Below are 14,402 nucleotides of genomic sequence, written 5' to 3' on the forward strand. Positions count from 1 at the left end.
CTGCGGCGGGCCGAGCCCGCCGTCGTGCGCGCTGAGGTGGCCGGCCGTCGTCGCCCCTCGTACCCCACGAAATGAGAACCGTAGATGTCTGTGCGCTCCGACCTGCGCAACGTGGCGATCGTCGCCCACGTCGACCACGGCAAGACCACGCTCGTCGACGCGATGCTGCGCCAGTCCGGCGCCTTCTCCGCGCACCAGCACGTGGACGAGCGCGTCATGGACTCCGGTGACCTCGAGCGCGAGAAGGGCATCACCATCCTCGCGAAGAACACCGCGGTGCGGTACGCCGGCCCGGCGGCCGCCGCGGTGGGCGAGCCCGACGGCATCACGATCAACGTCATCGACACCCCGGGCCACGCCGACTTCGGCGGCGAGGTCGAGCGCGGCCTGTCCATGGTCGACGGCGTCGTGCTGCTCGTGGACGCGAGCGAGGGCCCGCTCCCGCAGACCCGGTTCGTGCTCCGCAAGGCGCTCGCGGCGAAGCTCCCGGTGATCATCGTCGTCAACAAGGTCGACCGGCCCGACTCCCGCATCACCGAGGTCGTCGCCGAGGCGACCGACCTGCTGCTGGGCCTCGCGTCCGACCTCGCGGACGACGTGCCGGACCTCGACCTCGACGCGATCCTCGACGTCCCGGTCGTCTACGCGTCCGCGAAGGCCGGCCGCGCGTCGCTCGACCAGCCGCTGGACGGCCAGCTCCCCTCGAACGAGGACCTCGAGCCCCTGTTCACGACGATCCTCGAGAAGATCCCCGCGCCGACGTACGACGAGGGCGCGCCGCTCCAGGCGCACGTGACCAACCTCGACGCCTCGCCGTTCCTCGGGCGCCTCGCGCTGCTGCGCATCTTCAACGGCGAGCTCCGCAAGGGCCAGGTCGTCGCGTGGGCGCGCCACGACGGCACGCTCCAGAGCGTGAAGATCACCGAGCTGCTGGAGACGAAGGCGCTCGACCGCGTCCCCACGGACAAGGCCCGGCCCGGCGACATCGTCGCCGTCGCGGGCATCGCGGACATCACGATCGGCGAGACGCTCACCGACCCCGACGACCCGCGCCCGCTGCCGCTCATCACGGTCGACGACCCGGCCATCTCGATGACCATCGGCATCAACACCTCGCCGCTCGCGGGCAAGGGCGGCAAGGGCCACAAGGTCACGGCCCGCCAGGTCAAGGACCGCCTCGACGCCGAGCTCGTCGGCAACGTGTCGCTGCGCGTGCTCCCGACCGACCGCCCCGACGCGTGGGAGGTCCAGGGTCGCGGCGAGCTCGCGCTGGCGATCCTCGTCGAGCAGATGCGCCGCGAGGGCTTCGAGCTCACGGTCGGCAAGCCGCAGGTCGTCACGCGCACGATCGACGGCAAGACGCACGAGCCGATGGAGCGCATGACGATCGACGTCCCCGAGGAGTACCTCGGCGCGGTCACCCAGCTCCTCGCCCAGCGCAAGGGCCGCATGGAGACCATGTCGAACCACGGCACGGGCTGGATCCGCATGGAGTTCATGGTCCCGGCGCGCGGCCTCATCGGGTTCCGCACGCGGTTCCTCACCGAGACGCGCGGCACCGGCATCGCGTCGTCGATCTCCGAGGGCTACGAGCCGTGGGCCGGCGCGATCGAGACCCGCACCACGGGCTCGCTCGTCGCCGACCGTGCGGGCAAGGTGACGCCGTTCGCGATGATCAACCTCCAGGAGCGCGGCTCGTTCTTCGTCGACCCCACGCAGGAGGTCTACGAGGGCATGATCGTCGGCGAGAACTCGCGCAACGAGGACATGGACGTGAACATCACCAAGGAGAAGAAGCTCACGAACATGCGGTCCTCGACGGCCGACAACTTCGAGAACCTCGTGCCGCCGCGCCACCTCACGCTCGAGGAGTCGCTGGAGTTCGCGCGCGAGGACGAGTGCGTCGAGGTCACGCCCGAGGTCGTCCGCATCCGCAAGGTCGTCCTCGACCAGACCGAGCGCGCCCGCGCGGTCTCGCGCGCGAAGCGCGCCTGACGCCACCCCCGGGGTGACCGTCCCGCAGAGGCAGCAGGCCGCCGTCGTGCCCGACGGCGGCCTGCTGGCCGTCCACGCCCACCCCGACGACGAGACCCTGGCGACGGGCGCGCTGCTCGCGACCTGGGCTCGCGCGGGGGAGCCGGTCACCGCCGTGACGTGCACGCGGGGAGAGCGGGGCGAGGTGATCGACACGCCCGCGCACCCGACGGGCGTCGGGCACCTCGAGGGCGACGGGCCCGCGCTCGCGGCGTTCCGCGAGACCGAGCTCGCCCGCGCGCTCGCCGCGCTGGGTGTGCGGGACCACGTCTTCCTCGACACCGTCACGAGCCCGGTCGAGCCGTCCGACGGCGGCGCGACCGTGCGGTTCGAGGACTCGGGCATGGCCTGGGTCGCGCCGGGCGTGGCCGGCGGGGTCGCGACCGAGCAGCTCCCGCCGCGCGCGTTCGTCGGCGTCCCGCTCGACGAGGCCGCCGCCCGCCTGGCGGCGGTGGTCCGGGACCGGCGTCCCGCCGTCGTGGCGACGTACGAGGCGGGCGGCGGCTACGGCCACCCCGACCACGTCCGGGCCCACGATGTCACGGTCCGCGCGCTCGAGCTCCTCGCCGCGGACGGCGAGCCGCTGCCCGCGCTGTGGCAGGTCGTCGCCCCCGAGACCACGGTGCGCGCGGCACGCCGCGCCCTCGCCGAGCACCCCGGCGCGCTCGAGCTGCTCGCGGCCGACGCGCGGCTCACGCTCCCGGACCCGGACGAGGCGCTGCCCCCGCTCGCGCGTCCCGACGCGTCGCTGCCCGCGCTCGTGAGCGTGCCGGTGGGGCCCGTGCTCGACGACGTGCTCGGCGCGATGCGCGCGCACGCGACACAGGTCCAGCACGTGACGGCCGCCGCGGGGGGCGAGCCGGTGCTGCTCGGGTGGTACGCCCTGAGCAACGACGTGCTGGCGCCCGTCCCTTCACACGAGTTCTACGCTCCCTCCGGCCCTGCTCTCCCGGGCGACCAGGTCCCGCCCGGACCCACGCGTTAGCCTGGGGCCCGTGGAGACCGGTACGGGGCGGCTCGTGGGCCGCGGGGTGGCGTGCGCGCTCGTGGGCGCGCTCGTCGGGCTCGTCGGCACGGTCGCGCACCGGGCGCACCTCCTGGGCGTCGACCTCCCGGGCGGGGCCGGGCTCGGCATCGTGCTCGCCCTGCTCACCGTCCTCGCGGCGGCCACCCTGGCCCGCGCCTGGGGCGGGATGGCGGGTCTCCTGGGCTTCGGCATCGGGTGGGTCGTCGTCGTGCAGCTCCTCTCGCTCGAGGGGCCGGGAGGCGACGTGCTCGTCCCGAGCGAGCCCGTCGGGTACGTCTGGATCTACGGCGGCATGCTCGTGGTCGCCGCGGCGGCCTTCCTGCCCCGGTCGTGGTTCAGCGACCGCCCGGTCCGCACGGCCCAGCACGGGCGTCCCACCAGGCACGACGGACCCGAGAACCCCCTCGCGTCCCGCTAGTATTCGCCGTGCGGATCCCCGCACACCCCTCGTCGTCGCGCGGACCGCCGCGCGCCTTTCGTCACGGAGACAGTGGATGGGTCAGCCGACCGACCGAGACGCCGATCTCGACTCCCCTCAGGACGCCGTGCCGGAGCCCGCCGAGACGGTCGAGCCCGCGGCTCCCGAGACGGCGTCCGGCCCCGACGCGCAGCGTACCGACGCTTCCGGCGACGTCGCCCCGGGCGCTCCCACGCCGACGGACGAGCCGACGAGCGCGTCGACGGACGAGCCGACGAGCGCGCCGACGGACACCGCCCCGGACGGTCCCGCCCCCGCCGCGCCTGCGGACCCCGGTCCCGCGGGTGCCGGCCCGGCCGAGCCTGGCTCCGCACCCGGAGCGACCCCGGCGGACGACGCGCCGACGTCCGTGGAGCCGTCGGCGGTCGACGCGCCGGCCACCGGCGCAGCCACCGCCGACGCGTCCGCGGCTGGCTCTCCCGCCGCGGAGAGCCGCCCGGAGGTCGCCTCCTCGGAGCCGGTCGCCGCTGCGGAGCCGCTCGTGCCCTCGGAGCCTGTCGCGGTCCCCGAGCAGACGGCCGCGGCCCCCGAGCAGACGGCCGCGCAGCGCACCGCCGCCTCGGAGCAGCGCTCCGCGGTGCCGGACGACGCTAGCCCGGCACCCGCCGCGTCGTCAGACGCTGTGGATGCGAGCCCGGCCACCCACGCGGCGCCCGCAGCCGCGGCGGACGAGGCGCCCACCGAGACCCAGGTGACGACCGGCACGGTCGCGCACGCCGGCGCTCCGGTGAGCGCCGCCGTGGAGCCCGACGCCCAGGGCACCCCGGTCGAGCGCGGTCCCGACGCGTCCGTCGCGGAGTCGCCCGTCGCGGACGGGTCCGCGCCGGGCGGGTCGACGGCCGACCCGACCGAGGCGAGCGGCGAGCCGACGTCGACCACCCCCGACGCGCCGGTCGCCGGCGCTGCCGAGAGCCCGGCCCCTGTCGGCCACGCGGACGGCGGCACCACGGCCGAGAGCAGCCCGCGGACGGTGGGCACTCCAGGCGGCAGCGGTGCGGACGAGGCCGACGAGGAGCCGTACGTCCCGCGCGTGTTCGCGTTCGACCCGGACGTCCCCGCGGTTCTCGTCCCCGCACCGGGCGCACAGGCCGACTCCCCGGCCGCCCCGGCCGCGGGCACCGCCGACCGGGAGGCCCCGGCACCCGTCGCCCACACCTCGGTCGCCCCGGACACCACGCCCTCGGACGACACGGCCTCGGACGACACGGCCTCCGTCGCGACGGCCGCGGACGCCTCGTCCGCGAGCAGCGCGACACCGGACGACGCGACGTCGGCCGACCGGTCGGCCGCCGCGACCGGGGGAGACCCGGCCGACGAGCGCGCGGCCGAGCGGACCGCCGTCGTGCCCGTGGTGCCGACGCCGGCGGACGGCCCGGCTCGTCCCGCGGGCGAGGGGAGCGACGCCGCGCCCGACGCGACGCAGGTGATCCCACCCGTCGACCCGTGGTCGCGGCCCGCGCCCGTCGTGCGCACGTCGATCCTGTCGCCCGCGTCCCCCGACGAGCCGGCGAGCCCGGCGCCGGACGCCGCCGGCGCGACCGCTCCGACGGAGGCCACCGCAGGGGCCCCGGCCGAGAGCTCCGGTGCGACGGCCCCGGCGACTGCCGCGGGGACCGCCGCACCCAGCGCGTTCACGCCGGTCCCGCCCGACGACTCGCGCGAGGCCTCGCCCTTCGAGGGCTTCGACGAGGACGGGCCGCGGCGCGGCTGGGCCCGCGGGCTGCTGTGGACGGGGATCGCCGTCCTGGTCCTGGGCGGCCTGTACACCGGCGCCCAGTGGTTCTACTCCGACAAGGTCCCGAGCGGGACGAGCGTCGCCGGCGTCGACGTCGGTGGCCTGTCCCGGACGGCGGCCGAGGACCGGCTCGAGTCGGAGCTCGGGCCGCGCGCGGCCGAGCCGATCACGCTCGCGGCGGGCGAGGCGAGCACGACGCTCGACCCGGCGACGGCGGGCCTGACCTTCGACGCCGCGGGGACGGCCGAGGAGCTCACGTCGTTCTCGATGAACCCGGCGCGCCTGTGGCAGCACCTGTTCGGCGGCAAGGACGCGGAGCCCCTGGTCACGGTCGACGACGCGGCCCTCGACGCCCAGGTCGAGGCGCTGCGCGGCAGCCTGGAGATCGAGCCCGTGGACGGGGCCGTGCAGTTCGTCGACGGCGCGCCCACGAGCACGCCGGCCGCGGACGGCTCGGCGCTCGTCACGGACGAGGTGCCCGCGACCATCACGGAGAGCTGGCTCGTCACCGACGGGCCGGTCGAGCTGCCCACCGAGCCCGTCGAGCCCACGATCACGCAGGACGAGACGGACGCCGCGCTCGCCCTGGCGGAGAAGGTCGTGTCCGCGCCCGTCGTCGTCTCCGTCGGCGGCCAGTCGCCGGAGCTGCCCCCCGAGGCGCTCGCCGCGGCCGCCTCCTTCGCGGCGACGGACGGCGTCCTCACGCTGACCTTCGACGGCCCGGCGCTCGTGCAGTCCGTGGTCGACCGGACGAACGACCTGCTCACCGCGGCCGACGACGCGCACTTCGTCTTCCGGGACGGCGCGCCGGTGATCGAGGGCGGCCAGCCCGGCACGACGATCGACCCGGCGGCCATCGCGACGGCCGTCACGACGGCCGCCTCGGGCGACGAGCGCACGGCGACGGTCGAGCTCGTCGAGTCGGACCCGGAGCAGTCGGTCGCGGCGCTCGAGGCGCTGGGGATCAAGGAGAAGGTGTCGGAGTTCTCGACGCCCGTCCCCAACGTCCCCGTCCGCACCGCGAACCTGAAGCGCGGGGCGGAGAAGGTGAACGGGACGCTCGTCAAGCCGGGGGAGACCTTCTCGCTCGTCGACGCGCTCTCGCCCATCACGCTCGAGGGCGGCTACTACGCGGCCGGCATCGTCGAGAGCGGGCGCCACACCGAGGGCGTCGGCGGCGGCCTGTCGCAGATGGCCACGACCACGTACAACGCGGGCTTCTTCGCAGGGCTCGAGGACGTCGAGCACCGCCCGCACAGCTACTGGTTCGAGCGCTACCCCGCGGGCCGCGAGGCGACGATCTTCGTGGGCTCGATCGACATGAAGTTCAAGAACGACACCCCGTACGGCGTCCTCATGCAGTCCTGGGTCGGCGGCGGACAGCTGCACGTCGCGGTCTGGAGCACCAAGTACTACGACGTCGAGACGTCGTCGAGCGGCAAGTCGAACGTGGTCCAGCCGACGACCGTCACGCACTCGGGCGCCGACTGCGCCCCGACGCCCGCGGGCAGCCCCGGCTTCTCCATCACGAACTACCGCAAGGTCTACCGCGAGGGCGAGCTCGTCAAGGACGAGTCCTACCGGTGGACCTACAAGCCGGACAACGCGGTCGTCTGCGAGTAGACCCGGTCCACCCACGAACCACGGAGGTCCCATGCTCGGACGCAGCGAACGGGAGTCGGGAGCGCAGGCGCTGCTCGCGGCCACGGCGGCGGGATGGGTCGACGGCGACCCGACGGAGGCGCTGCTCGACCTCGGGTCGACGACGGCGACGCTGTCGACCGTCGCGAGCATCGACGCGCTGGCCGCCGTCGTGCACCTGGGCCACCCGGCACAGCCGTCGCACGAGCTCGAGCGCGCGCTGCTCGCGGCGCCGCCGTCGCTCGTGCTGACCGGCGCGTCGGCGGTGCCGTCGCAGTGGGTCTGGGTCGGCCGGTCGACGGCGGCCCGCGACCTGACGGGGCACGTGGTGGTCGACGAGGCGGGCATGCGCGACCGGCGCCACGTGCTGCGCACGATGGGCGTCAGCCCGTCGCTCGTCCCGACCCGCACCACGCTGGAGGAGCGGGTCGCGCTCGCCGGCGCCGACGGCAGCCTCGTCGTGGAGCGCTCGGTGGCCCACGGGCCGCTCGCCGCGCTCGGCTATGCCGAGCTCCCGGGGAGCGAGCTCCTCGGCGAGGGCGCGCCCGTCTGGTACGGGCTGCTGGAGAGCCGCGACGCGGCGCCGCGGGCGGAGGGCGTCGCCCAGGTGTGGCTCGCGTTCGGGCCCCGGGACGACCACCGCGGCTCGCTCCAGGAGACGCTCGCGCTCGTCGCCGCCGCCGGGATCGACCTCCAGCACCTGCGCAGCCACCGCTCGCAGGCGGGCCCGCACATCTTCTTCTGCGCGTTCTCGTGCCCCGACGCGACGACGCTCGACGCCCTCGTCACGGGGTTCGGGGAGCGGGGCGTCGCGCACCGGGTGCTCGCGGTCCTGCCCGGGCAGGAGTTCGTGCCCGGCCCGGACGCGCTCGAGCCGCGCTGGGCGACCGCCCCCGACCCCGTCCACGCGTGAGCGTCGGGTACCTCGGCCCCGAGGGGTCGTTCACGCACCAGGCGGCGGCCGCGTGGTCGGCCGAGCACGGCCCGGTGGGTGCCGGGCTCGCGGCCCGCGAGACCGTCGCGGACGTCTTCGCGGGCGTGGCCGCGGGCGAGCACGAGCGGGGCGTCGTCGCGATCGAGAACACGGTCGAGGGGTACGTCGTGCCCTCGCTCGACGCGATCGTCGGGAGCGCGAGCGTCGTCGCGGTCGACGAGGTCGTGCTCGACATCTCGTTCGACGCGTTCGCCCGCCCGGGCCACGGCGACCTCACCGAGGTGACGGCGCACCCGCACGGCCTCGCGCAGTGCCAGGGCTTCGTGCGCCGGACGGGCCTCGTCCCGGTCGCGGCGTCGTCGAACGCCGCGGCGTGCCGCGACGCCGGGCCGCACCAGGTCGCCCTCGGCCCGACGATCTGCGGTGAGCTCTACGGCCTGGAGACTGTCGAGCGCGCGGTCGAGGACTTCGCGGGCGCGCGCACGCGGTTCCTCGTGCTGGCACCGCGTGCGGAGGCCGCCGCGGCGCTCGGCCGCGCGCGCAGCGGTGGCGAGACGACGTGGCGCACGATGCTCGCGGTCACGCCCGTCGTCACGGGCCCCGGGGTGCTCGCCCGCATCACCCAGTCCTTCGGCGCACGGCGCGTCAACCTGTCGAGCCTCATCACCCGACCGCTCAAGGCCGTCGCGGGCACCTACGCGTTCGTCCTCGTGGTCGACGGCGCGCCCTGGGACACGCCGGTGCGTGCGGTCCTGGAGGACCTCGTCCGGGCCGGGGACGCGCTCAAGACGCTCGGGGTCGTCCCGGCGCGCGGCGAGCTCGACGGGGCGGTGCGCGCCGACGTCGACGCCGCGCACGTCCCGGTCGGGAGCGTCGACGCGTCGACCGGCGCGGCGGGCCTCGCGACGGGGCTGCTGTGGTGACCGCCGCGGGTGCCGCGCCGGAGCCGGGCACGTCCCGCGCGGTGGTCCGGGTCGGCGTCGTCGGCCTCGGTCTCGTCGGCGGCTCGGTCGCCCGGCTCCTGCACGAGCGGGGCGTCGAGGTGGCCGGCTATGACGCCACGGCGACCACGCGCGCGGCGGCGCGCGCCGCCGGCCTGCGCGTGGTCGGCGACGTCGCGGAGGTCTGCGCCGACGAGCCGGACGTCCTCGTGCTCGCCGTGCCGCTGCGAGCCATGCGGGCGGTGGCGGCCGACGTCGCCCGGCACGTGCGGGGCGCGACGGTCGTGACGGACGTCGGGAGCGTCAAGGGCGCGGTGCGCGACGCCGTCCGGTCCGCCGGGCTCGACGCCCGGTACGTCGGGGCGCACCCCATGGCCGGGACCGAGCACTCGGGCTTCGAGGCGTCGGACCCCGCGATGCTCGCGGGCGCGCGCTGGGCCCTGACGGTGGACGCGACCACGCGACCGGACGCGTTCACGACCGTGCTGCGGCTCGTCACGGGTCCGCTCGGCGGCACGGTGCACGTGCTCACCGACGACGTCCACGACGAGTCCACCGCGCTGGTCAGCCACGTCCCGCACGTCCTGGCCACCGAGCTCCTGGGCGTCGTCGCCGACGCGCCCGTGCGCGACGTCGCGCTGGGCCTCGCCGCGGGCAGCTTCCGCGACGCGACGCGCGTGGGGCGCACCGACCCGCGCCGGACCGAGGCCATGGTCACGGACAACGCCGCATGGGTCGCGTCCGCGCTGCGCGTCGTCGTGCGCGACCTCGAGCAGCTCGTGCGCGCGCTGGAGACCAATGCGCCCGTGGGCGAGTTCTTCGACCGGCCCGACCCGGTGCGCGCCGCCACGGGCGGCACCGGCGAGCCCGTGCGCGTCGACCTCGACGACGCGGGCACCTGGCGCGAGACGCTCACCGCCGCGGGGGCCCGCGGCGCCGTCGTCGTGGACGTCGAGGACCGGGCGGTCGTCGTCGCCTGAGGTGCGACCGCGGTCCCGGCGTCGCCCGGGGCGGGTCACGTCGTCGCCGAGGCCCCGTCGAGAGGCCCCGTCGACCGGTCGTCCGTCGGGCCCGGTCGTCAGTCCGGGCGCGAGGCGGGCCGTCGCGGCGGCCGCGGCGGGACCGGCTTGCCGGCCACGATCGCGTCGAGCGGCACGGAGACCAGGGGAGGGGCGTCGTCGCGCGGGCCGTGGCCGCGGTGCGGCGGGGCGCTGCCGCCCGCGTCCTCGCGCAGCACGAGCGTGGTCGCGGTGGTCTCCACGACCACCCCGATCACGTCGGTGAGGGGCTTGCCCGCGGCGGCCGCGTCGTCGGGCGAGAGCCTGCGGCGGACGACGACCCGCGTCCCCGGCGCCCACGTCGTCCAGGGCGAGTCGGGCACGCGGCGGCTCCTCGGGTCGTGTGACGTTCGTCCACGGGCTGGTCAGAGAGGGTCGGGCACCGCCCGACCTGAGCGATACTAGTCGTGCATGTCCCTGTCATGACCTCGCCCCTCGCCGGGCCGGGTCCGGACGAACCCAGAAAGGTACTCGGTCGTGACTTACGTGATCGCCCAGCCGTGCGTGGACGTCAAGGACAAGGCGTGCATCGAGGAATGTCCTGTCGACTGCATCTACGAGGGCAAGCGGTCGCTCTACATCCACCCGGACGAGTGCGTCGACTGCGGCGCGTGCGAGCCGGTCTGCCCCGTCGAGGCGATCTACTACGAGGACGACGTGCCGACGGAGTGGAGCGACTACTACCGCGCCAACGTCGAGTTCTTCGACGACCTCGGCTCGCCCGGCGGTGCCGCGAAGATGGGTCTCATCGAGAAGGACGACCCGATGATCGCCGCCCTGCCGCCGCAGGCCTGAGCCCTCGGCGCCGGCGCTCGTGGGACTCGCCGACCTCTCCGGTCTCGCCTATCCCTGGGACACGCTGACCCCGTACGCGGAGCGCGCGCGAGCGCACCCCCGCGGCGTGGTCGACCTCTCCATCGGCACGCCGGTGGACCCGACCCCCGCCGTGGTGCGCGACGCGCTCGCCGCCGCGTCCGACGCGCACGGCTACCCGACGACGCACGGGACGCCCGCCCTCCGCGAGGCGGTCTCCGCGTGGTTCGCCCGCCGTCGCGGCGTCCCCGGCCTCGACCCCGACGCCGTGCTCCCCACCGTCGGGAGCAAGGAGCTCGTCGGGCTGCTGCCCTCGCTCCTGCGGCTCGGGCCGGGCGACGTCGTCGTGCACCCGCGGACGGCGTACCCCACCTACGACGTCGGCGCGCGCCTCGCGGGCGCGACGCCCCTTGCGACGGACGACGTCGACGCGTGGGCCGGGCGCGACGACGTGCGCCTGGTCTGGGTCAACTCGCCGAGCAACCCGACGGGCCGCGTGCTCGATGCCGCGCACCTCGCGCGCGTCGTCGCCGCGGCCCGCGAGATCGGCGCGGTCGTCGCGAGCGACGAGTGCTACGCGGAGCTCGCGTGGACCGAGCCCTTCACGACGACCGGTGTCCCGAGCCTGCTCGACCCGGCGGTGTGCGGCGGGTCGCACGACGGCCTGCTCGTCACCTACTCGCTCTCCAAGCAGTCGAGCATGGCGGGCTACCGCGCGGCGTTCGTGGCCGGGGACGCGGCGCTCGTCGCGGACCTGCTCGCGACGCGCAAGCACCTCGGCATGATCGTCCCCGCACCGGTCCAGGCCGCGATGGTCGCGGCCCTGTCCGACGACGCGCACGTCGCCGCGCAGCGGGACGTCTACGCGCGCCGCCGCGAGGTGCTCGTCGACGCCCTCACCGGCGCGGGCCTCGCGATCGACCACTCCGAGGCGGGCCTCTACCTGTGGACGCGGCCCGTCGACGAGGCGGCCGGCGACTGCTGGCGGACGATCTCCGCCCTCGCAGACCGGGGCATCCTCGTCGGGCCCGGGGCGTTCTACGGGACCGAGGGTGCGGGGCACGTGCGCGTCGCCCTCACCGCGACCGACGAGCGGGTCCACGAGGCCGCGGCTCGACTCTCCGGAGGCCTCCCGCTGGCGTGACCTGGATCACAGCGGGTGTGGTGTTCTCGTGACGGTTCCTGATTGGTCACGTGCGGGTGGGGCGGGGTACGGTCGACCGCGCGGCAACGGCGCGAGCAGCAGCAGGAAGGGAACCATGACCATCACTCAGCAGGCGAAGGTCCGCCTCCTCGTCGACGACCAGGCGCAGGACCTGCCCGTGGTCGCGGCGACCGAGGGCAACGACGGCATCGTCGTGTCCTCCTTGCTCAAGTCGACCGGCCTCGTGACCGTCGACCCCGGCTTCATGAACACCGCGTCGTGCGAGTCGAGCATCACGTACATCGACGGCGAGGCCGGGATCCTCCGGTACCGCGGCTACCCGATCGAGCAGCTCGCCGAGCGGTCGAGCTTCCTCGAGGTCGCCTACCTCCTCATCCACGGCGAGCTTCCCGACGCCGCGACGCTCGACGCCTTCGTCGAGCGCGTCAACCGGCACACGCTCGTGCACGAGGACTTCCGCACGTTCATGGGCACGTTCCCGCGCAACGCGCACCCCATGGCGGTGCTGTCGTCCGCGATCAACGCGCTGTCCACGTTCTACCCCGAGTCGCTCGACCCGTTCGACGACGAGACGGTCGAGCTCGCGACGGTCCTGCTCCTCGCGAAGTCGCGCACCATCACGTCGTACCTGCACCGCCGCCGCGTCGGCGAGCCGCTGCTCTACCCGGACTACTCGCGCGGGTACGTCGACGACTTCCTGCGCATGACGTTCGCGACGCCGTACCAGCAGTACGAGGCCGACCCGGTCGTGGTCGACGCGCTCGACAAGCTGCTCATCCTGCACGCCGACCACGAGCAGAACTGCTCGACCTCGACGGTCCGCGTCGTCGGGTCCTCGCACGCGAACCTCTACGCGTCCGTCGCGGCCGGGGTCAACGCGCTCTCGGGCCCGCTGCACGGCGGCGCGAACGAGTCGGTGCTCACCATGCTCGACAAGATCGCGGGCGCGGAGTACGACGTCGACACCTTCATGAAGAAGGTGAAGAACAAGGAGGACGGCGTCCGCCTCATGGGCTTCGGCCACCGGGTCTACAAGAACTACGACCCGCGCGCGGCGATCGTCAAGAAGTCGGCCGACGCCGTGCTCTCCACCCTCGGCAAGAAGGACCAGCTCCTCGACATCGCCATGGGCCTCGAGGAGATCGCGCTCAACGACGACTACTTCATCGAGCGCAAGCTCTACCCCAACGTGGACTTCTACACGGGCCTCATCTACAAGGCCATGGGCTTCTCGCCCGCCATGTTCACGCCGCTCTTCGCGCTGGGCCGCATGCCCGGCTGGATCGCGCAGTGGCGCGAGATGATGAAGGACCCGCAGACCAAGATCGGCCGCCCGCGCCAGGTCTACGTCGGCGAGACCGAGCGCGACTACGTCGCCGTCTCCGACCGCTGACGCCCGTCCACCGAGACGCCGCGCCGCTCACCCCACGGTGAGCGGCGCGGCGTCTCGTCGTCCCCCCGGCGGCGAACCCCGGGACGAGTCGCGAGACGTGGCCCCGCCGCGGGGGGTGCGCGAGGGCCACTTCTCCCGTCTCGGCGAGGCACCGTCCGCGACACCGCGCCGGCGCGGGCCGACGGCGGTCGGTCAGGACGCGTCGGGGACGGCGACGTGGACGCGCAGGACGCCCGGGTCGAGCGGGGCGAGGTCGGCCGGGTCGGGGGTCGTCCACGTCGCGCCGTCGCGCGACCAGCGGCGGTCGCCGACCTCGACGGCGACGACGTTCGTGGCGTCCGCCGTCGCCACGGCCCACTGGGCGACGGCCCACGCCGACCGCTCGACGCTGCCGTCCTCCGCGGCGCCGGGGAGCGCGGACGCGTCGACCACGACCAGGCCCCCGTCCCCGCCGTCCGACGGGGCGACGCGGACGGCGTCCCCGAGGTCGCGCGCGACGCGCTCCCGGAACGGCTCGGCCGGGTCGCCGTCGGCCGGGACCTCCTCCGCCGGGACCGCCGCGAGGTCGCACGTGAGCGACGCGGGCGACCAGCCGGTCAGCGCGGAGGCCCACGCGCGCGAGCGGGGCTCGTGCTGCGCGTACGCGTCGGGGAACGCGGACCGCTGGACGGTCTGCGCGGCGACCGTGACCTCCATGCCCTCGTAGCCCTCGACCGTCTCGAGCGCGTCGTAGAACGTGTTGGTCGAGTAGACCGGGTCCATGATCTCCGCGACGGTGCCCCACCCCTGCGAGGGGCGCTGCTGGAACAGACCGACGGAGTCGCGGTCGCCGTAGTCGATGTTGACGAGCCGCGACTCCTGCAGCGCGGTCGCGAGCCCGATGGTGGCGGCGCGGGCGGGCAGCCCGCGCCGCACCGTGGCCCCGGTGATCAGCGCCGCGTTGTCGGCCTGCGTCACGGAGAGGTACCACGTGCGGCCGTCGGCGGTCGCGGCGCAGCGCTCCGCGACGGGCGTCGCGTCGTCGAGCCGGTTGAGCGCGACCACGACCGCGCCGACCCCCACCGCGGCCACCGTGACGAGGGTGACCGCGGTGCGCAGGGGGCGTCGGCGCGACCGGACGCGCCCCGGCGCCGGGGCGTTCGGGGAGCGCAGGGGCTGCGTCGTCGTCATCGTCGAGGCGGGG

12 protein-coding genes are annotated in these 14,402 nt (G+C 75.2%); 10 read left to right on the forward strand and 2 right to left on the reverse strand.

Annotated features, from left to right (window positions below):
- Positions 1 to 84 precede the first annotated feature (84 nt).
- The 7 genes from typA to ACI769_RS01145 all read left to right on the forward strand — a co-directional run bounded on the left by typA (position 85) and on the right by ACI769_RS01145 (position 9,770).
- Entirely contained in the window at positions 85 to 1,995 is a 1,911-nt protein-coding gene (typA, locus tag ACI769_RS01115; RefSeq protein ID WP_021479795.1) for a translational GTPase TypA, read from the forward strand.
- 13 nt (positions 1,996 to 2,008) lie between these two features.
- Entirely contained in the window at positions 2,009 to 3,019 is a 1,011-nt protein-coding gene (locus ACI769_RS01120; protein ID WP_232322601.1) for a PIG-L family deacetylase, read from the forward strand.
- A 10-nt stretch (positions 3,020 to 3,029) separates the two neighbouring features.
- Complete coding sequence (locus tag ACI769_RS01125) at positions 3,030 to 3,479, forward strand: hypothetical protein (RefSeq protein ID WP_185981318.1); 450 nt, start codon at positions 3,030 to 3,032, stop codon at positions 3,477 to 3,479.
- 76 nt (positions 3,480 to 3,555) lie between these two features.
- Positions 3,556 to 6,897, forward strand: coding sequence for a VanW family protein (locus tag ACI769_RS01130; RefSeq protein ID WP_085388266.1), 3,342 nt, complete (start codon positions 3,556 to 3,558; stop codon positions 6,895 to 6,897).
- A 31-nt stretch (positions 6,898 to 6,928) separates the two neighbouring features.
- Positions 6,929 to 7,828 carry a hypothetical protein gene (locus tag ACI769_RS01135; RefSeq protein WP_086151501.1) on the forward strand — a complete coding sequence of 300 codons (900 nt, stop codon included), beginning with the start codon at positions 6,929 to 6,931 and terminating at the stop codon, positions 7,826 to 7,828.
- Positions 7,825 to 8,772 (forward strand): prephenate dehydratase domain-containing protein, encoded by a 948-nt coding sequence (locus ACI769_RS01140; RefSeq protein WP_232322600.1) that lies wholly within the window; start codon positions 7,825 to 7,827, stop codon positions 8,770 to 8,772. Before ACI769_RS01135 ends, ACI769_RS01140 begins: the two co-directional genes overlap by 4 nt.
- Complete coding sequence (locus ACI769_RS01145; RefSeq protein WP_409141061.1) at positions 8,769 to 9,770, forward strand: prephenate dehydrogenase; 1,002 nt, start codon at positions 8,769 to 8,771, stop codon at positions 9,768 to 9,770. The genes ACI769_RS01140 and ACI769_RS01145 overlap by 4 nt, the downstream gene beginning before the upstream one ends.
- A gap of 98 nt (positions 9,771 to 9,868) precedes the next feature.
- On the opposite strand, the gene ACI769_RS01150 is transcribed toward ACI769_RS01145, so the two are convergent.
- Positions 9,869 to 10,171: a hypothetical protein gene (locus ACI769_RS01150; RefSeq protein WP_034651460.1), complete on the reverse strand. Its 303-nt coding sequence runs from the start codon at positions 10,169 to 10,171 to the stop codon at positions 9,869 to 9,871.
- Positions 10,172 to 10,325: 154 nt separating this feature from the next.
- Between ACI769_RS01150 and fdxA the strand changes: the two genes are divergently transcribed.
- The 3 genes from fdxA to ACI769_RS01165 all read left to right on the forward strand — a co-directional run bounded on the left by fdxA (position 10,326) and on the right by ACI769_RS01165 (position 13,219).
- Positions 10,326 to 10,643, forward strand: a complete 318-nt coding sequence (gene fdxA, locus ACI769_RS01155) for a ferredoxin (protein WP_024841122.1) — start codon at positions 10,326 to 10,328, stop codon at positions 10,641 to 10,643.
- A 19-nt stretch (positions 10,644 to 10,662) separates the two neighbouring features.
- Positions 10,663 to 11,805 carry a succinyldiaminopimelate transaminase gene (gene dapC, locus ACI769_RS01160; RefSeq protein WP_085388264.1) on the forward strand — a complete coding sequence of 381 codons (1,143 nt, stop codon included), beginning with the start codon at positions 10,663 to 10,665 and terminating at the stop codon, positions 11,803 to 11,805.
- Between the two features lie 115 nt (positions 11,806 to 11,920).
- On the forward strand, positions 11,921 to 13,219 hold the full coding sequence (locus ACI769_RS01165; RefSeq protein ID WP_085388263.1) for a citrate synthase: 1,299 nt from the start codon (positions 11,921 to 11,923) through the stop codon (positions 13,217 to 13,219).
- Positions 13,220 to 13,411: 192 nt separating this feature from the next.
- Here the strand turns inward: ACI769_RS01165 and ACI769_RS01170 are convergent, their stop codons facing one another.
- On the reverse strand, positions 13,412 to 14,389 hold the full coding sequence (locus ACI769_RS01170) for a hypothetical protein (protein WP_198163086.1): 978 nt from the start codon (positions 14,387 to 14,389) through the stop codon (positions 13,412 to 13,414).
- Between the last annotated feature and the right edge of the window lie 13 nt (positions 14,390 to 14,402).

Origin of the sequence: Cellulosimicrobium sp. RS, from assembly GCF_046159675.1 — a bacterium.
Taxonomy (GTDB): Bacteria; Actinomycetota; Actinomycetes; order Actinomycetales; family Cellulomonadaceae; genus Cellulosimicrobium; species Cellulosimicrobium funkei.